Below are 26,725 nucleotides of genomic sequence, written 5' to 3'. Positions count from 1 at the left end.
CTTTCTGGACTTGAGTCTGGGCCTGGAGCCCAGACCTGGAACTCTTGAAGTGGATCAACCCGCAGTCAGTTCGGCTGGAAGACGGAACTCGATATTTTCTTCCCGGCCGGGAAGTACCGACACCTTGACGGGTCCGATACGCCTCAAAGCCTCGATCACGTCGTCGACCAAAACTTCGGGCGCCGAGGCGCCCGCCGTAATGCCGACGGCTTTCGCATCCTTCAGCCAATCGGGGTTCAACTCGCTCCCGTCGGCAATGAGATAACTCGCGACCCCGACCTCGGTGCCGATTTCGCGAAGCCTGTTTGAGTTGGAACTATTGGCGGCCCCCACCACCAAAATGACGTCCACCAGCTTACTTAGGTCCCTTACCGCAGATTGGCGGTTCTGTGTCGCATAGCAGATATCCCGGATGTCGGGGCCTTGAATATCTGTAAATTTGGCCTGAAGGGCGGCAATTATGTCCTTTGTGTCGTCCACGCTGAGGGTGGTCTGGGTGATATAGGCCACCGGGGCGTCGACGGGGAGGGGCAGGGCGGCCACGTCCTCGACGTTCTGGACCAGCAGAACCGGTCCCGGAACCTGGCCCATCGTGCCCTCGACCTCGGGATGGCCGGCATGCCCGATCAGTACCAGGGTACGGCCCTTGGACATATACCGCTTACCCTGATTGTGGACCTTGGTGACCAGCGGGCAGGTGGCATTGAGGACGGGCAGGCCGCGGGCGGCGGCCTCTTCCTCGACGCTGCGGGCCACGCCGTGGGCGCTGAACACGGTTACCGCCAGCGGCGGAACCTCTGACAGGTCCTCGACGAAGATCGCGCCCTTGGCCTTAAGGCTTTCGACCACGTACTTGTTGTGCACGATCTCATGCCGGACATAGACCGGCGGACCGTATTTCTCGAGCGCGCGCTCAACGATTTCGATGGCACGCACGACGCCCGCACAAAATCCGCGGGGCTGCGCTAGATATACTTCCATGGGATGTCCATTACGATAGTTGCACCAGGTACTGAACTCGCAAATTCACCCGTAGGTCTCCGTGCAGCCGGTCACATCCGGATTCTGCAATATCCGCACCATGACCGGAACCCGTAGGTAATCCCCACCCAAGTAGATGGAAGCGCAGGACTATGTGTCAAAAATCGTGCAGATAGAAAAGGTCGATCGCGCAATGGTTACCAAGGAATTGGTAACAAAATACCAATACCCGCTTCCTGTGAAGCGTTGCTCCTCACCGGTTCGTCACTTTATCGCCCATTCGGACGGGCTATACCGGCCCCCGCATGCCTGTTCCGGTCTGTTTTGGCGGCTCCGCTTGAACCCTCGGGGAAGTAACCAAAACAACATTAGATCGGCTTCGGGAACTCCGCTAGACAGCGGGCGTTTTCGCCCAGCTCTCCTTGAGATTCAGAAAGAAACGAAGTGCTGACCAGTATTGTTGTCTCCATTGTCAGAACCTGTACGCGGTTTGCCACTCTCGTCGTCATCGTCGCCCTGCTGCTGGCGGTCGGAGGGAGCTACTATGCCGCCCGGCATTTCGCCATCAACACCGACATCAATACGCTGATTTCGCCCGACCTCGACTGGCGCAAGCGCGACAATCAATTCGAGCATGCGTTCGACCGCGAAAAACTGATTCTCGCCGTCGTCGAGGCGCCGACTCCCGAGCTCGCCAGCGCCGCGAGCAAGGCGCTGGCCACAAAACTCTCCGGCGACACCAACCATTTCGAATCGGTGCAGCCGCTGGGTTCCGGCGAGTTCTTCGAAAAAAACGGGCTGTTGTTTCTGCCGGTGGAAGAAGTCGGCAAGGTCGCCGGCCAGCTTGAAGCTGCCGCCCCCCTGATCGAGATCATGGCCGGCGATCCCTCGATCCGCGGCCTGACCGGCGCGCTGGAAACCGGGCTTGCCGGCGTCAAGCGCGGGCAGGTCAAGCTCGACAATACCGAGCGGCCCTTCAACCTGATCAGCCAGACGGTCGAGGAAATCCTCAACAAGGGGACGGCAACGTTCTCCTGGCGCGAACTCGTCAACGACAAGCCTTTGACCGATGCGGACCGCCGCGCCTTCATCGAGTTCAAGCCGAAGCTCGATTATAACGCGCTCGAACCCGGCAAGGATGCGACCGACGCAATCCGGCAAGCCGCCACCGATCTCAATTTTGCGGGTCAGTACAGCGCGCGTGTGCGTCTGACCGGCCCGGTTCCGATCGCGAATGAAGAATATTCGACCGTGCAGGACGGCGCGATCGTCAATGGCGTCGTCACGGTGCTCATTGTCCTCGTCATTCTCTGGATGGCGCTGCATTCCTCGAAGATCATCTTCGCGGTGTTCGTAAACCTGTTCATCGGCCTGTCCACCACGACGGCCGTCGGCCTGATGATGGTGGGATCGCTGAACCTGCTGTCGATCGCCTTTGCCGTGCTGTTCGTCGGCCTCGGCGTCGATTTCGGCATTCAGTTCAGCGTCCGCTACCGTTCCGAGCGTTTCAAGAACGAGGATATGGCGCTGGCGCTGGAGAGCGCGGCCCGACGTTGCGCGGTGCCGCTTTCACTCGCCGCGATGGCGACCGCCGCCGGCTTCCTGTGCTTCCTGCCGACCGACTACAAGGGCATTTCCGAACTCGGCAAGATTGCCGGCGCCGGCATGCTGATCGCGTTCATCACCAGCATCACGGCCCTGCCTGCCATGCTGAAGCTGCTTCACCCGCCCGGTGAAAGCGAGCCGGTCGGTTACGCCTTCCTGGCGCCCGTGGACGAATTCCTCGAAAGGCATCGCGTCATCATCGTCGTCGGCACGCTGCTCCTCGTCGTGGCAGGCCTGCCGCTGCTCTATTTCATGAAGTTCGACTTCAACCCGATCAACCTGCGCAATCCGAAGGCTGAATCGATCGCGACCTTCCTCGACCTGCGCAAGGACCCCAACACCGGCGCCAACGCCATCAACGTGCTGACCACTTCGGAAGCGGAAGCGAAGAAGATCGAGGCGCGGCTGGAAAAGTTGCCGGAAGTCCTGCGCGTGATGTCGATCGACAGTTTTGTCCCTGAGGATCAGCCGGCGAAGCTGCAGCTGATCGCGAAGGCGGCGAGGGTGGTCGGACCCGCGCTCAATCCCGACTCTGTCGATGCCGCGCCCACCGATGAAGAGAATGTGGAGGCGCTGAAGAGTTCGGTCGACAGCCTGCGCAGGACCGCCGGCGAAGGCAAGGGGCCGGGCGCGGTTGCCTCGCGAAGGTTGGCGGATGCGCTGTCGAACCTTGCCGGCAGCAACCAGGCGACGCGCGACAAGGCGCAGAACATTTTCGTTGTCCCGCTCAAGATCGTATTCGATCAGCTCAGGAACACGATGCAGGCAGGCCCCGTCACGCTGAAGACGCTGCCGCCGGAACTGTTGAACAGCTGGAAATCCAAGGATGGGTTGATTCGCGTCGAGGCGCTGCCGAAGGGCGATCCCAACGACAACGACAATTTGCGCCGATTTGCCGATGCGGTTTTGGCGGCCGAGCCGAATGCGATCGGCGGGCCGGTGTCGATCCTCAAATCCGGCGACACCATCGTGAAGGCGTTCATCCATGCCGGCATCTGGGCGCTGCTGGTGATCAGCCTGTTGCTCTATCTGACGCTGCGGCGGATCTCCGACGTGCTGATGACGATGGTGCCGCTGCTGGTGGCCGGCGCGGTGACGCTGGAACTCTGCGTGCTGATCGAGCTGCCGCTCAACTTCGCCAACATCGTCGCATTGCCGCTGCTGCTCGGCGTCGGCGTCGCCTTCAAGATCTACTATGTCACGGCCTGGCGCGAGGGCAGAACCAACCTGCTGCAGTCGAGCCTGACGCGCGCGATCTTTTTCTCCGCGCTGACGACCGCGACCGCCTTCGGAAGCCTGTGGCTATCCAGTCATCCCGGCACCGCCAGCATGGGAAAACTGCTGGCGCTGTCGTTCATCATCACGCTGGCCGCGGTGCTGCTGTTCCAGCCGGCGCTAATGGGCAAACCGCGCGATGTCGGGAAGTAGGCAGATATCGCCGATATCGGCGGGTTGGCCGGGCGCGGCCGCCGCCTGCTTCTGACCGGGCGCGGCCTTCGGCGCGGGAGCAGGATTGACCGCACCCGTGGTCTTCGGCGCCGCCGGCGCAGGCGCCGGAGCTGCGGTCTTGGGCGGCGCACCGGCTGGACCCTTTGGCGCGCCCTTGGCCATGCTGTTGGTGGGGCTTGAGGGGATCGGCGGACCGACACGGGTCCAGGTTTCCCCACCGCACAGAAAGCCGAGTACGCAGCCTTGAATCTCGAGCTGGTCGGTCCCAACCGGCTTGATGGTCGAACTGTAGTTTTGTCCGTCCTTGGCGTTATAGACTTCACCCTCCCACGCATCGACGCCGGGCTTCTTCTTCATGTCGATCAGGATCGGCATGCCCAGGGTCGGCCGGCTCTGCTTTGCGGTATCCGGATTGTTCTTGTCCTTGCCGCCCGGCGTCTTTTCCCAGGCGACGACCCCCCACATGTTGCCGTTACATTGGGCGACGCGGATGTTGGCGACACCATCGGCCACTTTCCAGTCACCGGTGGGGTCGGCGGCCAGCGCCAAGTTAACACCTGTGGCTAAAATGATTCCCGAATAAACTATTGTACGCGCGATGGTTCTTGGGCAGTGCAACATGGTCCAAACCTATGTTTAAGTAGATGATCCAAAGGCGGGGGTCAAAACGCCGCATTGAGCGTTTTCAGTTGACGAAACGGCCATCAACCGACGTATGTAGCCAATGCCAGATTCATATCTAGATGTTTCGGAGCTGTTTGTAGAGCGGCAGGCGCAACGCAGTTCCCTGCATGCGCGACACCTGAATGAACAGCTCGTCCGGGTGCTGAAGACCATCGGCTACGATGTGGGTTTTCAGAAGGGTCAAGGTCAATACCTGTTCGATCGGGACGGGGCCCGCTATCTCGATCTACTGAGCGGATTTGGCGTTTTTGCGATTGGCCGCAATCATCCGGCGTTGCGTGAGGCGCTGAAAGGCGTGCTCGACAGCGATTTTCCCAATCTGGTTCAACTTGATGTGTCCACGCTCGCCGGCGTGCTGGCGGAACGCCTGCTCGAGCATGTGCCATATCTGGACAAGGTATTCTTTGCCAATTCCGGCGCCGAGACCGTCGAGGCCGCGATCAAGTTCGCGCGCGGCGCGACTGGCCGCCCGGGCATCGTCTCCTGCTCGCATTCCTTCCACGGCCTGTCCTACGGCGCGCTGTCGCTGATGGATGATGCGAATTTCCGCAGCGGATTCGAGCCGCTGCTGCCGGGATGCACGCAGATTCCCTTCAACGATCTTGCCGCACTCGAGCAGTCACTGTCGTCGCGTCAGGTCGCGGCCTTCATCGTCGAGCCGATCCAGGGCAAGGGCGTCAACCTGCCCACGGACGAATTCCTGCCGGGCGCCGCCGCGCTGTGCAAGAAATACGGCACCATCTTCATCGCCGACGAAATCCAGACCGGCGTCGGCCGCACCGGAAAATTCCTGGCGGTCGAGCACTGGAACGTCGAGCCCGACATGGTGCTGCTGGCGAAGGCGCTGTCGGGCGGTCACGTGCCGGTCGGCGCGCTTTTGACGCGCAAGCACATCTTCGACAAGATCTTCAACCAGATGGACCGCGCGGTCGTGCACGGTTCGACCTTTGCGAAGAACGATCTGGCGATGGCCGCCGGTATCGCAACCCTCGACGTGATCAAAAACGAAAAGCTGGTCGAGCAGGCCGCCAAGCGCGGCGCCGAACTTCGCCTCGCGCTGACCCGCATGGTGCCCGGCTATGAATTGCTGAAGGAAGTGCGCGGCAAAGGATTGATGATCGGCATCGAGTTCGGTCCGCCGAAATCGCTGCGGCTGAAGGCTTCCTGGAATCTCTTGGAGACCGCCAACAAGGGCCTGTTCTGCCAGCTCATCACCGTGCCGCTGTTCAAGGATCACAAGATCCTGACGCAGGTCTCCGGCCACGGCAGCCACACCATCAAGCTGCTGCCGCCGCTCGTGATCACGGAAGAAGACTGCAGCTGGATCGAAAAGTCGTTCGACGACGTCATCGCCGCCAGCCACAAGGTCCCCGGTGCGATCTGGTCGCTCGGCAAGACGCTGGTCGACAACGCGGTGCGCAAGTCGGCGTAATCGCGCGCCGTCGTAAGGCGGATTAGTTAGCGAAGCCTAATCCGCCGCAAGTCTCACCATCGTGCTTGTTGGCGGATTACGCTTCGCTGATCCGCCCTGCAGCACGGCCACGCAATAGCGAAAGCGTCGCGTCCATCGTTTCATTTGTAGGCGAATATTCCGCGCATTTGCTGGCGAAAATAGACTTCGCACTCACGCCGTCGCGACTTTTGAGCACGGCTTTTCACATCGCGGTGAAACCATCGTACAGCTATCCGCTTTTGCGCTGCGATACCCAATTGGACGGAGTGACTAACAAAAAGGATCTCACCGATGACCAGGTCCATCCCAACACTCGCCGCCGCACTTCTGATGACGGCGATCGCAACGCCCGTGTTCGCACAGCCCGCGATCCAGGAGCCCGGCGCCTACTCCTTCTTTCACCCCAATGCCGACGTACTCGGCGGAAGGCCGGCGTACCGATCGTTCGATCAATCGAGTGCCTATTACAATTCCAATGCCTATTACGGCCAAGCTATGCCCGCACCCGAGCCGCGGCTGCGGCAGAGGTCGGTCGCGCCAAGGCATTATCGCAGGGCGCAGTAGCGCAAGCGGCTTGCCTGCCGATGCTGGTCGGTTCCGTGCCTCCAGGCAGGATCACGCGATGCGGGCCGGTCAAGGCCGTCGGCGTCCCGCTTGACGATTGACTTCCATGCCTGCGGTGCCAGACTTTGCACAGCGCTACAGGGGTGGAGACGTCCGCATGGCCAGCCTTTCGGCTTCGAACCATGTCGCCCGCGTTTTGTCCGTCGCCGATCAGGTGGCCGACATCGATAACGGTTCGCGGATCGCGAATTCATGGCGGCGCTGCCTGATCGACCACAAGCTCGATCCCGCCCGCCGCGGGCCGCCGCAGACCTTTACCGAAGCCGAAGTAAGGCACGTCGCCGAACCGATGGAGGAGTTGATCCGGGCCGCGGTTCCCGAACTGGAGGATATCGCGCGGGTCCTGCGCGACGCCGGATATTGCGTCAACCTGGCCGACCCCAACGCGACCATGTTGATCAGCCGCCTTCCGGGCGGGACCGATGACCGGATGTTCCTGCAATGGAAGGTCTATACGGGGTCGAATTTTTCGGAATCGTTCGAGGGGACCAACGGGCTCGGCACCGCGCTCGCCGAGCAGAAGCCGATCCTGGTGCATCGCGATGAGCATTTTCGCGAGCAATGGGGCATTTTCAGCTGCGCCGTGGCGCCGCTGTTCGACCATGGCGGCCGTCTCGCCGGCGCGGTCAACATCACGTCCTGCCGCGACGACCTCAGCCGCGCCGCGCACCAGCTCGCGCTGGCGGTCACCATGGAAGCCACGCGCCGGATCGAGCGGTCGATCTTCCGCCGGCGTTTTCGCAACGCCTGGATTGCAACGGTGCCGGGCGAAGGCGGCAGCGGCCTGATTGCCTATGACGACGACCGCAGGCTCGTCGGCGCCTGCCGCTCTGCACGATCGATGCTGGCACTGACCGACAGCCTGCTCGAGTCCGGTATCGCATTGTCCGATGTCGTCAGGTTCGACAATCAAGCCGCAGGCATGGCGGATGGCCGCGTCGACCTTCATCGCGCCGACGGCAGTTCGTTGGGGCAGGGGCACGTGGCGCCGCCGCTTCGCGCCAAACCGGCGCGGCTTCCACCGGTGCAGCGCCGCGAAGTTCCGGCAGGCCGCTTTGATCGCCTGAACCAGCTCGCCGGCAGCGATCCGGTGCTGATCAGGGGCGTGAACCGCCTGAAGAGCATCGGCGATCACAACCTGCCGATCCTGCTGCGCGGCGAGACCGGTGTCGGCAAGGACGTATTCGCGCGCGCCATCCATGCCGCGAGCAGCCGCGCGCGGCAAAACTATGTAGCCCTCAATTGCGCGGCGATGCCGGAGAGCCTGATCGATGCCGAATTGTTCGGCTATGAGACCGGCGCCTTCACCGGCGCGCGGCGCGACGGATCGAAAGGTCTGATCGTCCAGGCGGACGGCGGAACGCTGTTCCTCGACGAGATCGGCGACATGCCGATCGCGCTGCAAACGCGCCTGTTGCGCGTGCTCGAAAATCGCGAGGTCTGGCCGCTCGGGGCGCTGAAGCCGGTGGCCGTCGACATCCGCCTCATCAGCGCGACCCATCGCGATCTCGGCCGCATGGCGGAGGCCGGCAGCTTTCGCGCAGATCTTTACTACCGGCTGCGGGGCCTGGAAATCAGGCTGCCCGCCTTGCGGGAGCGCGCCGACAGGGCCGATCTGATCGCGCTGATCGCACGCGAGGAGGCGCCGGATTGCCGGCTTGCGCCCGCGGCCTGGTCGATGCTGCTGGCCTATCCGTTCCCGGGAAACATGCGGCAGCTCCGCCACGCGCTGCGGCTCGCCGGCTGCACGGCCGAGGATGGCGTCATCACGGATGCCGATCTCGATCTGCCGCCGTTCGGCGGCCGCGCGGCCGAGACGGATTCCGCCGCGGCTGAACGGGCCGAAATCACCGAAGCGCTGCGCAGCCATGGCGGGCGCGTCACTGATGCCGCGCGGGCGCTGCATGTCAGCCGCGCCACGCTCTACCGCAAGATCAAGCTGCTGAAGATCGATACAAACCCGCACTAGAGCGTTTTCCAGCGAAGTGGAGACCGGTTCGCGTCAAGAAAACGCGTCAAATCAAAAATCTAGAGCCCCGTTCCGATTCCATCGGAACGGAAAAGGCTCTAGGGCGCCACCGGTTGCTCTCGGAGCAATGGCGGACATTAATGGCAGGCAAAGCCCGCAGATGCGGTCGAAAGCGACCCGAAGCGAACATTCGATCTGAAAAATCTATGGCAGACACGCAGTGTGAAACTGGGTCGCTGCTCAGCATGTCATCGCGAGTATTTGTAGCGATCAACCAATCCAAATTCTACGAGCAAACAAGGCGGTGTTCATGAACAAGGATGCGCCGAAGAGTCCTATCGCTCCTGCCAAAAACCACTTTGCTCGCAATCCTAAACCAGCCAACGTCACAAACAGGGGAAATGAAACGAGATTAAATCGACTCATTGAGACGAAGCCTGCCGGCCCACCGCTGAGTGTCAGATATGGCAGCAACAGGACAGCCATGGCGAACAGTGTCCAGCTTGAGCGCAGTCGAGACCAGCCCAGGACAATCAGGATAATGAACAATAATGTAAACCAGCTCGCTTGTCCCCAAGGATTCCAATCATTGAGCATCATTCGTGTGAACGGCTCAAGCTTTAGTGCCGCAATCAATCTTGTCGCTAGCGTCGTTCCTTGATGGAAAGCCGCCTGCCCATCCGCAAAAGCAAATGGAGTCCCGAAAGCGCTCCAGAGGTAGATCATGAATAGCCAGAAGCCCGACGTCGCAAGAAGGACGCATGGCAGGAGGGCAAGGAGGAACTTGGTCTGATAGCGATTGGCCCACATCTCCCAAAGAAGGACAGGCAACAGGACAACGCCCGTCGATCGAGTAGAGACTGCCAAGCCTGCAAGCAGTGCTGCCGACAAGTAGTATTTTCGTTTCAAAGCAAGAAAGAACGAGACGATTAGCAGCAGTGCCAAGGGCTCGGTATACCCGGCCGATAGCAAGACCGAAGCGGGAAAGAAGCTGAGCAGCGCGGTTGTGGCGAGAGCCTGTTGATCGCCAAATTCCTCGCGAACCAGCTTGAAAAGGGCGACGATCGCGAGCAATCCCGCGACGTTCGATACCAACAGCAATGCATCCGCAGGCGTGAGACCGCTAATCGTCGCCAGGCCCCGTGCGAGCATCGGATACAGCGGGTAAAATACGATGTTCTGTTGAACACTCGGATCGCCGTTATACTGATAGCCATCTGTGACGATCTTGAAATACCATTCCGAATCCCATTGCAGCAATTGGTGGTACCAGAGCGGTCCCGCAGACCAGACATCGGGCCCGGAGGGCAAGTATTTTTGAGAGAACACAAGTCCGAGTGCGACCACCACCCGCGAACAAAAAAATATCAGGATGGCCAAACAATAGGGAAGCCAAGAAGGATCCTTCCAGATCGGATAGCGCATCTCCATGTCCATACCATCGCTCGGTATGAACCCAAGATCAATTGCCCCAGGTGTATCGATTTGACATTTGACGGGCATGACGCGGCAGACTTCCGAACGTCCTGCGTTGAGATGGATCCTGGCCGGACTGTAGGTCGGCATCGACTCTCGGAGACGCGGGCTGTGGGAACCGTTATGTCTGCTTCTTGCTTCTAGGGAAAGAGAGAACCTGGTTAGGCCGTCTGAATGTTGTCGCCTTGTAGCCCATCACGCCATTTCGCTGCTGCGCAGCAACCGCGGCGGTTTAGGAGGATAGCCAACATCAACTTCGGTGCGTTACGCCACCGGTCTGTGAGTACACGACGCAGGTCGTTGCGATGCGGACAGGCGTCAGGAAAAATCGCTCCAGCTCAGCCGTCTGGCATCGACGTCGCCGAGCGAGAGTGCATCGCGTATTTCGCGCGTGCCGTGAAAACTTCCGCGGAGATAGAGCAGGGGCGTAGTCTGCGCCGACACCGACACCTTTCGTACTTCGCCTATGAAGATCGAATGGGTTGTTGTTTCGAATTCCTGCGTCAGCACGCAGTCGAAGGCCGCGACGGCATCCTCCAGGATCGGCGTGCCGGTGACGCCGGTGGTCCAGCGCCCGAAGGCGAAGCGATCGTCGCCGTTGATGCCCTTCTGTCCGCTGAAGGTCAGCGCCAGCATCGCGTGCTCCTCCTGCAGGAAGTTGACGGCGAAGGCGCGCTCCGCGCAGATGCGCGCATGCGCGCTCGCATTGCGGTTGACGCAGGCAATCAGCGATGGCGGCTCGTCGGAAAGCGAGCAGGCCGACGTCACCGTCAGGCCGGTGCGCCTGCCCTGGCGCCGTGCCTACCGTCACCAGCGCAACGGCGCCGGCGCATTCGCGCATGGCCTGCTTGAAACTTGGCGCGTCGATGCTCATGCCTCGATTCCGGAATAATGCGGGTGGTTGTGGTCAAACGCGGACCAGCGGATGCGGAACGATCGTCCCGCATCCGTTGCTTTCATTGTCACGCCGCCTTGATGCGGTCGGCGCCGAGATGTTTCAGCCGCGGCATCACTTCATGCCGCAACAGTTCGAGCGAATGGCGCCACGCCTCGGGCTTGTGCTTGTAGTCGAAGCCGAACACCAGCAGCACGCCGAAACCGCCGACTTCCTGATAGATGGTCTCGATCTTTTCGGCGACGGTGGACGGCGAGCCGACGATCCAGTTGCGCCGCGCGCAATAGTCGACCGTCACGTCGCTGTCAGGCACCTCGGGCGCGTGCTTCAAATAATCCTTGAAGCCGAAATGCCCGAGCAGCGGCAGGAAATATTCGCCCATCATCCGGCCCATCATGTCGCCCGCTGAGAGCTTCCAGGCTTCCTCGTCGGTATCGGCGACGAACACCTCGCGCACCAGCCGCCAGTCCTGCCGGTTCGCCTTGCGACCGGCTTTCGCCGCACCCGCTTCCACCGAGTCCCAATGGCTGCCGACATAGGCCGGATTGAGGTTGAGGCTCATCGGGATGAAGCCGCGCTCGCCGGCCAGCTTCAGCGTATCGGAGTTCTTGGAAAGCCCGGCGACGCCGATCGGCGGATGCGGGGCCTGCACCGGCTTGATGTGAGGTTTGAGGAAATCGAACATCGTGTCCGGCTTTGTCACCGTCCAGAACTTGCCCTTGTAGGTGAAGGGCGCGGGATCGCTCCAGAGCTTCAGGATGATCTCCAGCGCCTCCCGCGTCATGTCGCGGTTCTGGCCGCTCATGCCGTCGACATTGAACATCGCCCAGTCGCTCGGCAGACCGCTGGCGGCGACGCCGAAATTCAGCCGTCCCTCGGAAAGGTGATCGAGCATCGCGACGCGGTTGGCGAGCTCGGCCGGATGATGATAGGGCAGCAGGAATCCGCCGGGACCGATGCGGATGTTCTTGGTCTGCAGCAGGGCCTGCGCGATCAACAGGTCCGGCGCGGGGTGGGGCTCCCAGGGCGCGGTATGATGTTCGCCGATCCAGGCCTCCTGATAGCCGAGTTCGTCGAGCCAGCGCAGGACCAGGAGGTCCCAGTCCTGCCCCTCCTTCAATCCACACTCCGGCGGATGCGAAGGCATCGTGAAATATCCAATCTCCATGGCGTTCTCCTCGATGGTTTCTACTGCCTGCGGACGCGTCTTGATGCGCGGTTCCGGGCATGGAGCAAGCGGTGTGCCAGCAGGGATCGGGCTCAATTCTCCCGGAAACGGCCGGCGTTCGGGCGCAAAATCCCCGCGGCCCCACGAGCGACGGCGGGCGCGCGTCTCACTTGTCGCAAGACAAGTCTTGAATCGTGAGACATAAAGCGCTGCCGGCATGTACGGCAGACCGCGGAGCAGGGACGCATGCCAGCCATAACTTACTGCGACGACTCGATGATGGCCTATCGGTCAGCGAGAAGGACATTCCAGCCCGGCGAAGGCGTCGTCTTCGACGAGGGATACCGGCTCGCGCACCTCCCGCTCGTCAATGCCGGTCATCCTGCCGTCATCAGCGAGATCGACGGTCGCGATTATCGAAACGGTACCTACGAGAAGACGCGCTATGCGCTGGTGATGCCAATTTCCGCGGGTGCCTTTCTCGGATCCGACCAGGTTCAGGCGCTTGAGCGGACCATGAAGTCATCAGGCTTCGCGCCAAAGATTGCGTGGGAGCTTTGCGAATTGCGCCGATCAAGGTTGCACGCAACGCTCGCTAGCGGCATTTCGGAGGCCGACCTCGTTCGCTGTGCGGAGGCGGTTCAAGGTCTGTTGGACCAAATTGGTTCGATATCCGTTTGCCTGAAAGGGCCCTTTCAGGGCACCAGGAATACCGGTCGTATCTATTTTCCGGTCTACCCGCAAAAGATCAGGGGCGAGGATGCATTTGCTTTGGTGCAAAAGAGCATCGGCGTGTCGCCGACGAAACTCTACCTCGTCGGATATTATCATATGCGCAATGAACTCGATCCGCTGGAAACGAGGGAACTGGCCGAACTGATCGATCAGTGGCGGGATCGAATTGTCGTCAAGACAACCATTCCTTTCCTGGAATTGTACGCCACCAACGATGATCTTGCGCTTTCAGCGCGCGTGCACGCGAAAATTGGCGTCGGATAGCCCAGAGGTAAATCCGCTAACGCAGGGCGCTATCGCGCATCCTCCAGGATCATCGCGGCGCCTTTCTCCGCGATCATCGCCGTCGGCGTATTGGTGTTGCCCGACGTAATCGTCGGCATCACCGACGCATCTGCAACGCGCAAGCCCGCGATGCCGTGGAACTGCAGCCGCTCGTCGACGACGGCCATCGGATCGCTCGCCGTGCCCATCTTCGCTGTCCCCACCGGATGGAAGATCGTGGTGCCGATATCGCCGGCGGCTTTCGCCAGCGATGCGTCGTCGTCGCCGACGCTCGGGCCGGGCAGATACTCCTGCGGCCGATATCGTTCGAGCCGCTTCTGTTTCATCAGCCGCCGCGTGGTGCGGATGGCGTCGGCGGCGACCTGGCGGTCGTCGTCGGTCGAGAGATAGTTCGGCGCGATCGATGGCGCCTCGTCCGGCTTCGCCGAGCGGATGCGTACCGTGCCGCGCGAGGTCGGCTGCAGATTGCAGGCGCTGACGGTAATCGCGGGAAAACGATGCAGGGGATCGCCGAACTTGTCGAGCGACAGCGGCTGCACGTGGAACTGGATGTTGGCGCGCTCGCGACGCGGGTCGGAGCGGGTGAAGATGCCGAGCTGCGACGGCGCCATGGTCAGCGGGCCGCGGCGGCGGAAGGCGTAGTCGAGTCCCATCAGGCCGCGCCGGATCAGATTGTAATAGGTCTCGTTCAGCGTGCGGACGCCAAAAACCTTGTAGATCGCGCGCTGCTGCAGATGGTCCTGCAGGTTGCGGCCGACGCCTTGCTTGTCGAGCACGACATCGATGCCGAGCGGCGACAGCCAGTCGGCCGGCCCGATGCCGGATCGGTGCAGCACCTGCGTCGATCCAATTGATCCCGCACACAAAACAACTTCGCCCTTGGTGCGCGCCTCGACCACTTCATTGCCCTGGATGAAGCGCACGCCCACCGCGCGGCCATTCTCGACGATCAGGCGGTCGACCAGCACGTTCTTTTCCAGCCGCAGATTGCCGCGGTTCAGCACCGGCTTGAGAAAGCCGCGCGCCGAAGACCAGCGCCGGCCGCGCTTCTGGTTGACGTGGAAATAGCTCGTGCCCTCATTGTCGCCGGTGTTGAAATCCGCAATGCGCCTGATGCCCATTTCCTCGGCGGCGTCGCCGACCGCGTCGAGAACCTCCCAGGACAATCGCGGCGCTTCGATGCGCCAGCCACCGCCGGTGCCGTGATGTTCGCTCTCGCCCAGGAAATGATCCTCCAGCCGCTTGAACAGCGGCCGCACATCGTAATAGCCCCAGCCGGTCAGGCCGAGCTGACGCCAGTGGTCGTAATCGGCGGCCTGTCCCCGCATCGAGATCATGGCGTTGATAGCGGAGGAGCCGCCGATCACCTTGCCGCGGGGATAGGCGAGCGACCGGCCATTGAGCCCGGGCTCCGGCTCGGTCCGAAACATCCAGTCCGAACGGGGATTGCCGATCGCAAAGAGATAGCCGACCGGGATATGAAACCAGATCCAGTTGTCGTTGCCGCCGGCCTCGAGGATCAGCACGCGGTTTTTCGGATCCGCCGACAGCCGGTTGGCCATGATGCAGCCGGCTGTTCCCGCGCCAACCACGATATAATCGAAATCACCTTCAAGCCGTTTCGGCATCTTTCAGTTTCCACCCACCGACGCCGTCATGCCCGGACAAAAGCGCGAAGCGCGTCTTCGCGCCAGATGTTCCGGGCATCCACGTCTTTTCTGTCCTATTAGTCAGACGTGGATGGCCGGGACAAGCCTGGACAAGCCCGGCCATGACGACTCGGACGGGAGGTCTGCCGGCAGGGTGCGTGGTTGGACCGTCCCTTGCATGCTACAGGGGCAGAAGCGTTCAACCCCGGAAAGCCTGTTATCTCCATGCCCATCGTCAACCGCGTCGCCGAGTTTCAACCCGACATCCAGGCCTGGCGTCGGGATATTCATGAACACCCGGAACTGCTCTACGACGTGCACCGCACTGCGGCATTGGTGGCGGACCGGTTGCGGGAATTCGGCTGCGACGAGGTTATTACCGGTGTCGGCCGCACCGGCGTCGTCGGCGTCATCAAGGGCAACAGGCCCGCCGGCAACGGTGACGTGAAGGTCATCGGGCTGCGGGCGGATATGGACGCGCTGCCGATCGACGAGGCGACCAATCTGCCCTACGCATCCAGGACGAAGGGCCTGATGCACGCCTGCGGTCATGACGGCCACACCGCCATGCTGCTGGGTGCGGCGCGCTATCTCGCCGAGACCCGCAATTTCGCAGGCGATGCGGTCGTGATCTTCCAGCCGGCCGAAGAGGGCGGCGCGGGCGCCGTCGCAATGATCAAGGACGGGCTGATGGACCGTTTCGGTATCGAGCAGGTCTACGGCATGCATAACGGTCCGGGCATTCCGGTCGGCGCGTTCGCGCTCCGGCCCGGTCCGATCATGGCCGGCGGCGATGCCGTCGTCATCAAGATCGAGGGGCGCGGCGGCCACGCCGCACAGCCGCACAAAAGCATCGATTCCGTCCTGGTCGGCGCGCAGTTGATCACGGCGCTGCAGTCGATCGTGTCGCGCAGCGTCGATCCGCTGGAATCGGCTGTCATTTCGATGTGCGAATTTCACGCCGGCCACGCCCGCAATGTGATCCCGCAAACCGCGAAACTGGCGGGCACCGTCCGTACACTGGACAGTGAAGTGCGGAAAATGGTGGAAAGGCGGGTCCGCGAGGTCGTCGCCGGCGTGGCGCAGGTCACCGGCGCCAGGATCGATCTGACCTACGATCGCGGCTATCCGGTAACGGTCAATCATGCCCTGCAGACGGATGTCGCGACGCGGGCAGCCAGAGACATCGCCGGCGATGCCAATGTGCATGTGATGCCGCCGCTGATGGCCGGCGAGGATTTTGCCTTCATGCTGGAGCAGCGGCCGGGTGCGCTGATCTTCTGCGGCAACGGCGACAGCGCAGGGCTGCATCACCCCGCGTACAATTTCAACGACGAGGCGATCGTGTTCGGCACCTCCTACTGGATCAAGCTGGTCGAGAACACGCTGGCCGCGTGACCCGCCAAGGGGCGGGCTAAGGCTGCGCCGGGCTTTTCCAGCGCTGGTCGGCCAAGCCCCCGGGTGGAATGGGGCTCTGCGGCATAGTGTTGGGTGGACCGCCGCTTGCATGCTAAGGAAGCACGAGCGTTCCAACCTTTGAGGCCAGAGAATTCCCATGCCCATCGTCAACCGCGTCGCCGATCTGCAACCCGATATTCAGGCCTGGCGCCGCGATATCCATGAAAATCCCGAATTGCTGTACGAGGTCCACCGCACCGCAGCATTCGTGGCAGACCGCCTGCGCGAATTCGGCTGCGACGAGGTGACGACGGGCCTCGGCCGCACCGGCGTCGTCGGCGTCATCAAGGGCAAGCAGCCCGGCAATGGCGAGATCAAGGTGATCGGGCTTCGCGCCGACATGGACGCGCTGCCGATCGAGGAAGCGACCAACCTTCCCCATGCTTCCAAGACGCCGGGCCTGATGCACGCCTGCGGCCATGACGGTCACACCGCGATGCTTTTGGGTGCAGCGCGGTACCTCGCCGAGACCCGGAATTTCGCCGGCGACGCGGTCGTGATTTTCCAGCCGGCCGAGGAGGGCGGCGCGGGCGCCGCCGCCATGATCGAGGACGGGCTGATGGACCGGTTCGGCATCGAGCAGGTCTACGGCATGCATAATGGCCCAGGGATTCCGGTCGGCTCCTTTGCCATCCGGTCCGGTCCTGTCATGGCTGCGACCGACTCGATCGACATCAAGATCGAAGGGCTCGGCGGTCACGCCGCGCGCCCGAACAAGTGCATCGATTCCGTGCTCGTCGGCTCTGAGCTTATCACCGCCCTGCAGTCGATCGTCTCAAGGACCCTCGATCCGCTGGACTCGGCGGTGATCTCGATCTGCGAGTTCCACGCCGGCAACGCCCGCAACGTGATCCCGCAGACCGCCGAACTCCGCGGCACGGTGCGGACGCTGACGCCGGAAGTGCGCGAAACGGTCGAACGGCGCGTCCGCGAGGTGTGTGAGGGCGTGGCCAAGATGACCGGCGCCAAAATCGATCTGGTTTACGAGCGCGGCTATCCCGTCACCAAAAACCATGCCGAGCCGACCGACTTCGCCACAGAGGTGGCCAGGGAAGTGGCCGGCGCCCAGAACGTCCATGAGATGCCGCCGTTGATGGGTGCGGAAGATTTTTCCTACATGCTGGAAGCGCGGCCGGGCGCCTTCATCTTCTGCGGCAACGGCGACAGCGCAGGGCTCCATCACCCCGCCTATGATTTCAACGACGAGGCGATCGTGTACGGCACCTCGTACTGGATCAAGCTGGTCGAGAACAAGCTGGCGGCGGCGTAACTCGCATCGCACGTTCATGAACTTCGATCGCACATGAAGTGCGAGGTCACATCAAGGAAGGCCCGTATCTCCAATACGGGCCTTCTTTATTTGCCGCTCAGCCGCGACTTGAGATGTTGGCATTGTGCTCGGTTCGCGCCGGAAGAGGTGGGTCGCGCGCTGCACGGTGCCGGGGCTGAAGGGGACCCGCGCAGCGCGTCGACCGTATGGGAGCGTCATGGCGTGACCAGACGTCCCACATTCCCTTGAGAATGCGATTGTGTCTTCCATCAATTAATGGTTGCAGATGGGATTGTCAATTTTCCCGTTGTATTTCACCAGAAATTGCGGCTGCCGGATTGGCGGAATTCAGGCCGCATGTGCTGATTTTCGCAGCACGCCGGCGGCGATTTTGAGATCCTGGACGAAGCGCTGGTATTCGCGTGCCTTGGCGTCGGCATCGGGCAATCGCAACAGATAGGATGGGTGCACCGTCACCAGCGCCCTGGTGCCGTCATCGAGATCGATCGGGCGGCCGCGGTTCTTGTTGATCGGGGTAATTTTTCCGAACACGCTCTGCGCTGCGGTGGCGCCCATCGCCACCACCAGGTCGGGCTTGATCGCGGCCAGTTCACGTTCGTACCACTGCCGACACGCCCTGATCTCCGGCGTGTTCGGCTTCTGGTGCAGGCGGATTTTTCCGCGCGGCACGAACTTGAAATGCTTGACCGCATTGGTGACGTAGACTGTGCGGCGGTCGATCCCGGCTTCTTCCAGCGCGCGATCGAGCATTTGCCCTGCGGGTCCGACGAACGGTTTGCCGGCGAGGTCTTCCTTGTCGCCGGGCTGCTCGCCGACCAGCATGATCCGCGCCGTTTGCCGGCCTTCGCCGAACACGGTCTGGGTCGCATGCTTGTAGAGATGACAGGCGCGGCAATCGGCGGCTTCCTCGCGCAGGGTTTCGATGTCGTCCTGACCTTTTTTACGGACCATGGGCGGCTCCGGCCGTTTCTGCGCCTTGTGCGGTTCGGTGACGCCATTTTCGATCATCGCGCTGGTTGAACGTTCCGCACCTTCGATCAGGGACTTAATCAACGAGGCCTCCGGCAGGTTCCTCCAGTATTTCCGGGGCATCTCCTTCTGCATGGCCTGCACTTTCAGCCGGGCGGGATTGAAAATGCTGGCGCAGTAACTGCGCCAGATTTCCTCCAGCCGATCCACGGTCGGTGCTTCGCTTTTGGCGACCCCCGGCGTGATCGAGACGGCATGGCCGTCCCAATGCGCGCAGACATCGGGCGTCAGGATCGACCAGGGCATATCGGCAAAACGGCGCGCGAAGAAGGGGGCGGCCAGTTTGACGATGTGATGCTCCGGTTCGAACCAGGCCACGAAATGCGACTTCTGCTCGCGGCCGACTTCGCGGAAGCGGACAAAGGCATGCATCTTGTGCTCGTCGCGGTGCACGGCCTTTGCCATCGCGGCGATCTCGGCCACGTCAGGATCAGTCGCAATGTCGAGCAGATCGTGATGACTTCGCAGCCGCCATAGCAGCCGATAGAGCAGGGCGAACCGCTCGGGGTTGCTGTGCAGGATCGCGACCCCTGCCAGTTCAACGAATTTGGCAGGTACGTTGAAGGTGCCGTGTGGCGGCTCCAGCGGCGCCGTCGGCGCGAACAGTTCGGGCGCATCATCAGCGACGCGCCAGCTCACGTCGGAGGGTTTCACATCGTTCAGCGCCAGCGCGCGGGCGGCTTTACGCCAGCCGTCGAAATCGGTTTCGCTGTCGAGGGTGATGTGGTGCATTCGTGCGGGGTTGGCATCCGCCAGGATTTCCAGCTTACGTTGCACATCCATCGCTGAATCCCTTTGATTCCACTAATGAATCGGCCAAGTGTCGATCTCGATTGACTCTGCCGGGCCGGTTAGCTTTATATTAGAACATATCATGAACAAATGGGCTGGCCGCGGGTTCATTAGGAAAAAGCGGTAAGGCCAAAATTTCTAAGGGAGCGGCGCATGAGCACCGCACGCACAAGCACGCTTGCGAATTTGCGCGGACGCATCGAGCGGATCGAGACGCATGGCGATGCGCATGATCTCAACAAGATCGCGCTCGGCCATGCGGTAGCGGATGCTGTGCTGCAGGGCGGTCTTGCGCTCGCCGCGGTGCATGAAGTGTTCGCCGAGGGCCATCAGAGCGCGGCGGCCACGGGATTCATCACGGGGCTGGCGGGAAGGGTATCGCCGCGCCGGCCGCTGGTCTGGGTGCGGCAGGACTTTTCGGAAATTGAATCGGGTGCACTGTCGCTGAGCGGGCTTTGCGAGCTGGGTCTCGATCCGCGGCTGCTCGTGACCGTGCGCGCGCCCGATACCGACGCCGCGTTGCGGACCGCCGCCGACGCGCTGGCCTGCGATGCGCTCGGCGCCGTCGTGCTGGAAGTCTGGGGGCAGGCGCGTCAGCTCGATCTCGTCGCCAGCCGCAAACTTACATTGGCCGCGGCAGCCTCCGGCGTCACCGCATTGCTGCTGCGGATGGCGGCGGAGCCGCGACCCTCGACCGCGGAGACCAGATGGATCGTGCGCGCGGCGCATTCGCCGCCGTCAGCCCCGTGGACCGCCTGGGGCGCGCCCGTCTTCGACGCGCAACTGGTTCGTAACCGTCATGGCCCGGTCGGCCGCTGGATCATGGAATGGAATTGTGATGAGTGCCTCTTCAGAGAACCGTCGGCGTATCCTCAGCCTGTGGCTGCCACGCCTGCCCATCGACCGCATCAAGCGCAAGGTAGGGAACGACAACGAAGAGCTGGATAAAACCCCCAGCGTCGTCGTCGCCAAGCAGCACAACGCCATTCTGATTTATGCGCTTGATGAGTTGGCTGTACACGCCGGCCTCTCGATCGGCCTGCCGCTCGCCAATGCCCGCGCGATCTGCCCCGAACTGACGGTGTTCGACGCCGACGAAGTCGCCGATCGCAAGACGCTTGAATACATCGCCGACTGGTGCGACCGCTTCACGCCGCTGGTGGCGCTCGATCCGCCGCATGGGCTCTATCTCGACATCACCGGCTGCGCCCACCTGTTCGGCGGCGAGCGCGCGCTGTTGCAGGCCGTCAGCGGCGCGCTGAGCCGTCGCGGCTTTGCGGTCAGCGCCGCAATCGCCTCGACCTCGATCTGCGCCCGCACGCTGACGCGCCAGACTTCCGGAAAGATCGTTGCCGATGGCGAGGAGGCGGAAGCCGTCAGCCCGCTGCCGGTGTCCGCGCTCGGCGCCGGTGACGCCATCACCGTCGGCCTGCGCCGCGCGGGGTTAAAGATCATCGGCGACGTCGCCTCGCGCGGACGCCACGAAATCACGGCGCGGTTCGGCTCGGGTTTCACCACGCTCTTGGAGCAGGCGCTGGGCGAGGGCGATGCCCCGATCAGTCCCCGAAAGCCGCTGCCGGATTACATCGTCGAAAAGCGCTTTCCCGAACCGGTCGCCACCGACACCGTGATCGCGATGAACCTGTCCGCGCTCGCCGCCATGCTGGTCACGGCGATGGACAGACAGGGCAAGGGCGCCCGGCGGCTGGACGCAAGTTTTTTTCGCACCGACGGCGCGGTGCGCACCATCTCGGTCGATACCGGCCGTCCAGTGACGAAGCCAGAGGTGATCGACCGCCTGTTTCGCGAGCGGCTCGATGCGCTGAACGATCCCCTCGATCCCGGCTTCGGCTTCGATCTCATCAGGCTGTCCGCCAGCCGCACCGAAATCGTGGTGCAGCAGCAGCGCGACCTCGACGCCAATGTCCACGACAATGACGAACTGTCCGCGCTGATCGACCGCATCGCCGCGCGCATCGGCGGAAAACGCGTCGTCGTGCACCTGCCGCAGGATACCCACATCCCCGAGCGCGCGGTGATGGCCGTAGCCGCACAGCATCATCTGGCGGCCGCCGCGCAGGCGGCATGGCCGGAGCGTATCGAGAGCGAGCCGCCGCTGCGGCCGTTGAGGCTGTTCGACAGGCCGGAGCCCATCAAGGTGCCGTTCGCGACCGTGCCCGACGGCCCGCCGCATCAGTTCACCTGGCGGCGCGTGACGCACGCGGTGGTGCGGGTGGAGGGGCCCGAACGCATCGCCATGGAATGGTGGAAGCAAGGCGGCGATGGCCCGACGCGAGATTATTTCCGCATCGAGGATGAAGCGGGGCTTCGCTTCTGGATCTTTCGCGACGGGCTCTATGAAAGCGAGCTGGCCGACGCGGAGGGCGAACCCGCGCCGGTCAGATGGTTCGTGCACGGGCTGTTCGCATGAAAGGCCTTGCCAACATTTCCGGTTATGCCGAGATCGGCATCACCACCAATTTCTCGTTCCTGCGCGGCGGCTCGGATCCGCGCGCCTATGTGCATCAGGCAAGCGAACTCGGCATTCCCGCCATCGGCATCGCCGACCACAACACGCTGGCCGGCGTGGTGCGCGCGTACAAGGAACTCGAAAACCCTGAGGTCAAGCACAAGCCAAAGCTCCTGATCGGCGCGCGCCTCGTCTTTATCGACGGCACCCCTGACATCCTGGTCTATCCGCGCGACCGCGCCGCCTATGGCCGGCTGTGCCAGTTGCTTACCCGCGGCAAGCGCGGCGACGACATCACGCGGATCGAAAAGGGCGAATGCCATCTGAGGTTCGATGACCTGCTGGAATTTTCCGAAGGCCAGCTTCTGGTGCTGACGCTGCCGCATCGTTTCGACGCGGCGAATGCGCAAGAAATTCTGCAGCGACTGAAGACCAGCCGCACCGATGGCGTCTGGCTTGCCGCAAGCCTGCTCTACCGCGGCGACGACAAGCGCCGGCTGGCGCGGCTGCATCGGCTGGCGCTGGCCGCTAAAGTGCCGCTGCTGGCGACCAACGAGGTGCTGTACCATCATCCCGCCCGCCGACCGCTGCAGGATGTGCTGACCTGCATTCGCGAGAAGACGACGATCGACGCGATCGGGAAGCGGCTGGAGGCCAATGCGGAACGCTATCTCAAGCCGTCTCATGAAATGGCGCGGCTGTTTCGCGATATTCCCCAAGCCATCGCGGAGACCATGCGCTTTGCCAATCGCATTTCATTTTCGCTCGACCAGCTCAAATACCAGTATCCGGACGAGCCGGTGCCGCCGGGCAAGACCGCGCAAGAGCATCTCGAAGACCTGACCTGGGCCGGTGTCGACAAATATTTCGGCGGCGAGATCAGCGATACCTTGCGCGCCACCTTGCGGAAAGAACTCGCGCTGATCGCCGAGCTCAAATACGCGCATTATTTCCTGACCGTGCACGACATCGTCCATTACGCCCGCAGCCAGAACATCCTGTGCCAGGGTCGGGGCTCGGCGGCCAACTCCGCCGTCTGCTACGTGCTCGGCATCACCTCGGTCGACCCGACCAAGGTCGATCTTTTGTTCGAGCGCTTCATCTCCAAGGAGCGGCTGGAGCCGCCCGACATCGACGTCGATTTCGAACATTCGCGGCGCGAGGAGGTGATGCAATATGTCTATCGCCGCTACGGCCGCCACCGCGCCGCGATCATTGCCACCGTCATCCACTATCGTCCGCGCAGTGCGATCCGCGACGTCGGCAAGGCGCTGGGGCTGACCGAGGATGTCACCGCGGCGCTCGCCGACACGGTGTGGGGAAGCTGGGGCAAGGGCCTCAATGAGATGCAGGTCCGGCAGGCCGGGCTCGATCCACAGAATGCGATGGTCGAGCTCGCGGTCGAACTCGCCACCGAACTGATCGAATTCCCGCGCCATCTGTCGCAGCATGTCGGTGGCTATGTGCTGACCCAGGACCGGCTCGACACCTATGTGCCGATCGGCAATGCCGCGATGGACGACCGCACCTTCATCGAATGGGACAAGGACGACGTCGACGCGCTTCATATGATGAAGGTCGACGTGCTGGCGCTGGGCATGCTGACCTGCATCCGCAAATGCTTTGATCTCATCGCCGATCACAAGGGCGAGCGCTGGGAGCTCGCCACCGTCGAGCAGGACGACGAAAAGGTCTACGACATGCTGTGCCGCGGGGAATCGCTCGGCGTGTTCCAGGTCGAGAGCCGCGCGCAGATGAACATGCTGCCGCGCTTAAAACCGCGCACCTTCTACGACCTCGTCATTGAAGTGGCGATCGTGCGCCCCGGTCCGATCCAGGGGGACATGGTGCATCCCTATTTGCGGCGGCGGAACGGCCAGGAAAAGGTGAGCTATCCGTCGCCGTCGCCCGACCAAGGCCCGGCGGACGAATTGTATCGCGTGCTGCACAAGACCCTCGGCGTGCCCTTGTTCCAGGAGCAGGCAATGCGGATCGCGATCGAGGCCGCCAGGTTCACCTCCGAAGAGGCCAACGGCCTGCGCCGGTCGATGGCGACCTTCCGCAACCTCGGCACCATCGGCACGTACGAAACCAAGCTGATCGGCAACATGGTCGCGCGCGGCTACGATCCCGAATTCGCCAAAGGCTGTTTTGACCAGATCAAGGGCTTTGGCTCCTACGGTTTTCCGGAAAGCCACGCCGCAAGCTTCGCCCAGCTCGTCTATATCTCCTCATGGCTGAAGCATTACCACCCGGACGCCTTCTGCTGCGGCCTGCTCAATTCGCAGCCGATGGGCTTTTACGCGCCGGCGCAGATCGTCGGCGACGCCCGCACCAACGGCGTCGAGGTGCGCGAGATCGACGTCTCCTACAGCTTTGCACAGAACACGCTGGAGCAGGGGAGTGGGAAGTATTGCGCGGTGCGGCTTGGTTTTCGCCAGATCGACGGGTTTAGTTGGGTTGATGAGGACGAGGAGCGGTTGAAGAGAGTTCAGATGTCCTTCCGGGGTTTCTCGTCGTTCCGGGGCACGCGAAGCGTGAACCCGGAACCTCGAGATTCCGGGTTCGCTGCTATCGCAGCGCCCCGGAATGACAACGTGCAGGAAACAGACTGGGCCGACCGCATCGTCGCCGCGCGCGCGCGCCGTCCCTTCACTTCGCTGGAAGAATTCGCCCGCGACACCGCACTGCCGAAGCGCGCGCTGATCCTCTTGGCGGACGCCGATGCCTTCCGCTCCCTCGGGCTCGACCGCCGCGCCGCGCTGTGGGCGGTGCGGCGGCTGCCCGATGATGTGCCGCTGCCGCTGTTTCAGGCCGCGGTCGCCCGCGAGCAGCCCGACGAGAACGCAAGGCCGCTGCCCCTGATGCCGCTGCCGGAGCAGGTGGTCGCCGATTACCAGACGGTCCGGTTGTCGCTGAAGGGCCATCCGATGGAATTCTTGCGCGAGAGGTTCACGAAGGAGCGCGTCGTCGCCTGCAAGGACGTCAACCACAAGAACGACAGGCGCCGTATCAGTTGCGCCGGCGTGGTGCTGGTGCGCCAGCGTCCGGGCAGCGCCAAGGGCGTCGTCTTCATGACGCTGGAGGACGAAACCGGCATCGCCAATATCGTGGTGTGGCCCAAGGTGATGGAGCAGTACCGGAAAGAGGTGATGGGCGCGCGCCTCATCCTGGTCGAAGGCTATATCCAGAGCAGCCCGGAACACGTCACGCATCTGGTGGCGCAGCGGATGTTCGACCGCTCCCACGACCTGATCGGCCTCGCCAATGACGCGCCGGGCCGCAGGCATCCGGTCCCGGCTGGCCCCGCGCTGGTCGAACCGCTCAACGACGACCGCCGCGACCACGCCGATAGTCCCGCGCAAAAAATCCGCCACCCGCGCAACGTCCGCATCCTGCCGCCGTCACGTGATTTTCACTGAGCCGATCTATCTGCGGCAGTCACGATGAGTTCGCCCTTTGAGTTCTCGCGTCTGCCGCGGCAAAGATCGCTTCGACATTGTCAGGTGCAAAAAATTCCGTCGGCGATATCGTCCCGGCATTTAGACGTGCAAAGCCGTCCATGGCGGCCTGGTTGCTGTGAACCGCCTCCAGGATTCGTTGCAGCTCAGGTGGCGGCGGCTCGAGCGTTGCGAGTTCGCAAGTAAAGTCGTACATCGCCCCGGCCGCCGCGTCGCGGGTGCGCTGGTACTCGCCCATGGCGTCCTCGAAGGGCCGCACGCCCGACAATGACTGGTCGATTGCCGTGGCGCAGAGTTCGGCGTCCCGGAAGGCATCGAGAATTCCCTGTGCCGTTATGAAATCCCTGTTATAGCCTGCGTCTCCCACGAGAGCCCAGCCTGGGCCGTAAGGCTTGCGGAAATAGTTCGGCACCGCCGCGCCGGCGAACGGTGCTTCGCGTGTTGCGCCACGCAGCCGCCCGGCAAGGTCCGGCGCCTGTTCGATGGCTTTCAGGTAATTGCCCTCGATATCCCTCTTGTTTTCCGCAAACTCCGCGTAAGGCCATCCGGCAATGACGAGCGTCAGATCGTCATGGGTCGGCATTGCCGCAAATGCGCGCTTGTCGCGGACATAGGTTTCAAAGCGGCCGTCGGTCGGCAGCCCTCGCCAGTAGCTGTAGTAACCCGCCAGCAAGGGCGGCTTCTCGCGGTAGGGCTCGGGGTGAACCGCCTCGCTCAGCATGGAGTGCCGGCCGTCGGCGCCGACGATCACGTCGGCATATTCCGTAACAGTGCCGCCGTGCTTCGACCTACCTTTGATGCCGACCACGCGCTCTCCCTCGAGCATGATTTCCTCGACGACAAAACCCTGACGAATCTCCGTGCCGGATTCGGCCGCGGCGTCGACCAGCAGCTTGTCGAGGATGGTCCGCCGCGGGCAGTAGGCAACGGGATCCTTGTCGGTGCCGGGGGCGCCGGCAATGGTGAATGCGCCGAAGTCGAAGGAGTAGGTATGGATCGGCGGGCATCCGGTCGCGACCAGCCGGTCGAGCAGCCCCCATCGCGCCAGCGCATTCACGGCGGGAGGATGCACAAGATGCGTCGACACGGTGTCGCTCGGGAATGACGCACGGTCGACCGCCAGCACCCGGTAGCCCCTGCGCGCCAGCAACATGGCGGTCGGCGAACCGGCGCAGCGCGCGCCCACGACGATCACGTCGAATTCCTTGCCCATCGAAATCTCCTTGCAAAGTTTTTCCGTGCCGGTTCATG

17 protein-coding genes and 1 pseudogene are annotated in these 26,725 nt (G+C 62.6%); 10 read left to right on the top strand and 8 right to left on the bottom strand.

What is annotated here, in order from left to right; translation table 11 throughout:
• Positions 1 to 54: 54 nt before the first annotated feature.
• The gene (gene ispH / locus V1293_RS11990; protein WP_334509676.1) at positions 55 to 981 is read right to left on the bottom strand and encodes a 4-hydroxy-3-methylbut-2-enyl diphosphate reductase; all 927 of its coding nucleotides are present in this window, start codon (positions 979 to 981) and stop codon (positions 55 to 57) included.
• A gap of 444 nt (positions 982 to 1,425) precedes the next feature.
• Between ispH and V1293_RS11985 the strand changes: the two genes are divergently transcribed.
• A complete protein-coding gene (locus V1293_RS11985) occupies positions 1,426 to 4,014 on the top strand; it encodes an MMPL family transporter (RefSeq protein ID WP_334509674.1) in 2,589 nt (862 codons plus the stop codon).
• Here V1293_RS11985 and V1293_RS11980 read toward each other — a convergent pair.
• Positions 3,982 to 4,656, bottom strand: a complete 675-nt coding sequence (locus tag V1293_RS11980; protein WP_334509672.1) for a DUF2147 domain-containing protein — start codon at positions 4,654 to 4,656, stop codon at positions 3,982 to 3,984. The two genes, V1293_RS11985 and V1293_RS11980, sit on opposite strands and share 33 nt — an antisense overlap.
• 103 nt (positions 4,657 to 4,759) lie before the next feature.
• Here V1293_RS11980 and hpnO point away from each other — a divergent pair, with 103 nt between their 5' ends.
• The 3 genes from hpnO to V1293_RS11965 all read left to right on the top strand — a co-directional run bounded on the left by hpnO (position 4,760) and on the right by V1293_RS11965 (position 8,765).
• Positions 4,760 to 6,151: an aminobacteriohopanetriol synthase HpnO gene (gene hpnO / locus V1293_RS11975; RefSeq protein WP_334509670.1), complete on the top strand. Its 1,392-nt coding sequence runs from the start codon at positions 4,760 to 4,762 to the stop codon at positions 6,149 to 6,151.
• Positions 6,152 to 6,463: 312 nt separating this feature from the next.
• On the top strand, positions 6,464 to 6,736 hold the full coding sequence (locus V1293_RS11970; protein ID WP_334509668.1) for a hypothetical protein: 273 nt from the start codon (positions 6,464 to 6,466) through the stop codon (positions 6,734 to 6,736).
• A 157-nt stretch (positions 6,737 to 6,893) separates the two neighbouring features.
• Positions 6,894 to 8,765, top strand: a complete 1,872-nt coding sequence (locus V1293_RS11965) for a sigma-54-dependent Fis family transcriptional regulator (protein ID WP_334509666.1) — start codon at positions 6,894 to 6,896, stop codon at positions 8,763 to 8,765.
• Between the two features lie 270 nt (positions 8,766 to 9,035).
• Here V1293_RS11965 and V1293_RS11960 read toward each other — a convergent pair whose 3' ends face one another.
• The 3 genes and pseudogenes from V1293_RS11960 to V1293_RS11950 all read right to left on the bottom strand — a co-directional run bounded on the left by V1293_RS11960 (position 9,036) and on the right by V1293_RS11950 (position 12,304).
• Positions 9,036 to 10,331: a mannosyltransferase family protein gene (locus V1293_RS11960; RefSeq protein WP_334509663.1), complete on the bottom strand. Its 1,296-nt coding sequence runs from the start codon at positions 10,329 to 10,331 to the stop codon at positions 9,036 to 9,038.
• A 228-nt stretch (positions 10,332 to 10,559) separates the two neighbouring features.
• Positions 10,560 to 11,115: pseudogene (locus tag V1293_RS11955) on the bottom strand (flavin reductase family protein).
• Between the two features lie 88 nt (positions 11,116 to 11,203).
• Positions 11,204 to 12,304, bottom strand: a complete 1,101-nt coding sequence (locus V1293_RS11950; protein ID WP_334509661.1) for an LLM class flavin-dependent oxidoreductase — start codon at positions 12,302 to 12,304, stop codon at positions 11,204 to 11,206.
• 516 nt (positions 12,305 to 12,820) lie between these two features.
• Between V1293_RS11950 and V1293_RS11945 the strand changes: the two genes are divergently transcribed.
• Complete coding sequence (locus V1293_RS11945) at positions 12,821 to 13,303, top strand: hypothetical protein (protein ID WP_334509659.1); 483 nt, start codon at positions 12,821 to 12,823, stop codon at positions 13,301 to 13,303.
• A 29-nt stretch (positions 13,304 to 13,332) separates the two neighbouring features.
• Here the strand turns inward: V1293_RS11945 and V1293_RS11940 are convergent, their stop codons facing one another.
• The gene (locus V1293_RS11940) at positions 13,333 to 14,952 is read right to left on the bottom strand and encodes a GMC family oxidoreductase (RefSeq protein ID WP_334509657.1); all 1,620 of its coding nucleotides are present in this window, start codon (positions 14,950 to 14,952) and stop codon (positions 13,333 to 13,335) included.
• A gap of 246 nt (positions 14,953 to 15,198) precedes the next feature.
• On the opposite strand from V1293_RS11940, the gene V1293_RS11935 reads away from it, so the two are divergent.
• Both V1293_RS11935 and V1293_RS11930 read left to right on the top strand, forming a co-directional pair.
• Entirely contained in the window at positions 15,199 to 16,371 is a 1,173-nt protein-coding gene (locus tag V1293_RS11935; RefSeq protein ID WP_334509654.1) for a M20 aminoacylase family protein, read from the top strand.
• 157 nt (positions 16,372 to 16,528) lie between these two features.
• Entirely contained in the window at positions 16,529 to 17,701 is a 1,173-nt protein-coding gene (locus V1293_RS11930; RefSeq protein ID WP_334509652.1) for a M20 aminoacylase family protein, read from the top strand.
• Positions 17,702 to 18,049: 348 nt separating this feature from the next.
• Here V1293_RS11930 and V1293_RS11925 read toward each other — a convergent pair whose 3' ends face one another.
• Positions 18,050 to 19,483 carry a UdgX family uracil-DNA binding protein gene (locus V1293_RS11925; RefSeq protein ID WP_334516705.1) on the bottom strand — a complete coding sequence of 478 codons (1,434 nt, stop codon included), beginning with the start codon at positions 19,481 to 19,483 and terminating at the stop codon, positions 18,050 to 18,052.
• 213 nt (positions 19,484 to 19,696) lie between these two features.
• On the opposite strand from V1293_RS11925, the gene V1293_RS11920 reads away from it, so the two are divergent.
• From V1293_RS11920 to V1293_RS11910, 3 genes are read left to right on the top strand one after another with little or no spacing between them, the layout of a single operon-like run.
• Positions 19,697 to 20,491 carry an ImuA family protein gene (locus tag V1293_RS11920; RefSeq protein ID WP_334509650.1) on the top strand — a complete coding sequence of 265 codons (795 nt, stop codon included), beginning with the start codon at positions 19,697 to 19,699 and terminating at the stop codon, positions 20,489 to 20,491.
• A complete protein-coding gene (locus V1293_RS11915; protein ID WP_334509648.1) occupies positions 20,382 to 21,974 on the top strand; it encodes a Y-family DNA polymerase in 1,593 nt (530 codons plus the stop codon). Before V1293_RS11920 ends, V1293_RS11915 begins: the two co-directional genes overlap by 110 nt.
• Positions 21,971 to 25,435 carry an error-prone DNA polymerase gene (locus tag V1293_RS11910; protein WP_334509646.1) on the top strand — a complete coding sequence of 1,155 codons (3,465 nt, stop codon included), beginning with the start codon at positions 21,971 to 21,973 and terminating at the stop codon, positions 25,433 to 25,435. Before V1293_RS11915 ends, V1293_RS11910 begins: the two co-directional genes overlap by 4 nt.
• Positions 25,436 to 25,454: 19 nt before the next feature.
• Here the strand turns inward: V1293_RS11910 and V1293_RS11905 are convergent, their stop codons facing one another.
• Entirely contained in the window at positions 25,455 to 26,687 is a 1,233-nt protein-coding gene (locus V1293_RS11905; protein WP_334509644.1) for an NAD(P)/FAD-dependent oxidoreductase, read from the bottom strand.
• Positions 26,688 to 26,725 lie beyond the last annotated feature (38 nt).

The organism is Bradyrhizobium sp. AZCC 1693, assembly GCF_036924745.1.
GTDB lineage: Bacteria > Pseudomonadota > Alphaproteobacteria > Rhizobiales > Xanthobacteraceae > Bradyrhizobium.
Note: the sequence above shows the minus strand (reverse complement) of the source record. Positions and strands in the feature narration are given on the sequence as shown.

What these genes read in the sequence shown, in the direction of transcription:
- V1293_RS11915 (WP_334509648.1), top strand. Translation starts at nt 20,382, where the DNA reads ATGAGTGCCTCTTCAGAGAACCGTCGGCGTATCCTCAGCCTGTGGCTG.
- V1293_RS11950 (WP_334509661.1), bottom strand. Translation starts at nt 12,304, where the DNA reads ATGGAGATTGGATATTTCACGATGCCTTCGCATCCGCCGGAGTGTGGA.
- hpnO (WP_334509670.1), top strand. Translation starts at nt 4,760, where the DNA reads ATGCCAGATTCATATCTAGATGTTTCGGAGCTGTTTGTAGAGCGGCAG.
- V1293_RS11965 (WP_334509666.1), top strand. Translation starts at nt 6,894, where the DNA reads ATGGCCAGCCTTTCGGCTTCGAACCATGTCGCCCGCGTTTTGTCCGTC.
- V1293_RS11905 (WP_334509644.1), bottom strand. Translation starts at nt 26,687, where the DNA reads ATGGGCAAGGAATTCGACGTGATCGTCGTGGGCGCGCGCTGCGCCGGT.
- V1293_RS11960 (WP_334509663.1), bottom strand. Translation starts at nt 10,331, where the DNA reads ATGCCGACCTACAGTCCGGCCAGGATCCATCTCAACGCAGGACGTTCG.
- V1293_RS11980 (WP_334509672.1), bottom strand. Translation starts at nt 4,656, where the DNA reads ATGTTGCACTGCCCAAGAACCATCGCGCGTACAATAGTTTATTCGGGA.
- V1293_RS11930 (WP_334509652.1), top strand. Translation starts at nt 16,529, where the DNA reads ATGCCCATCGTCAACCGCGTCGCCGATCTGCAACCCGATATTCAGGCC.
- V1293_RS11940 (WP_334509657.1), bottom strand. Translation starts at nt 14,952, where the DNA reads ATGCCGAAACGGCTTGAAGGTGATTTCGATTATATCGTGGTTGGCGCG.
- V1293_RS11970 (WP_334509668.1), top strand. Translation starts at nt 6,464, where the DNA reads ATGACCAGGTCCATCCCAACACTCGCCGCCGCACTTCTGATGACGGCG.
- V1293_RS11935 (WP_334509654.1), top strand. Translation starts at nt 15,199, where the DNA reads ATGCCCATCGTCAACCGCGTCGCCGAGTTTCAACCCGACATCCAGGCC.
- V1293_RS11910 (WP_334509646.1), top strand. Translation starts at nt 21,971, where the DNA reads ATGAAAGGCCTTGCCAACATTTCCGGTTATGCCGAGATCGGCATCACC.
- V1293_RS11925 (WP_334516705.1), bottom strand. Translation starts at nt 19,483, where the DNA reads ATGCACCACATCACCCTCGACAGCGAAACCGATTTCGACGGCTGGCGT.
- V1293_RS11920 (WP_334509650.1), top strand. Translation starts at nt 19,697, where the DNA reads ATGAGCACCGCACGCACAAGCACGCTTGCGAATTTGCGCGGACGCATC.
- ispH (WP_334509676.1), bottom strand. Translation starts at nt 981, where the DNA reads ATGGAAGTATATCTAGCGCAGCCCCGCGGATTTTGTGCGGGCGTCGTG.
- V1293_RS11945 (WP_334509659.1), top strand. Translation starts at nt 12,821, where the DNA reads ATGAAGTCATCAGGCTTCGCGCCAAAGATTGCGTGGGAGCTTTGCGAA.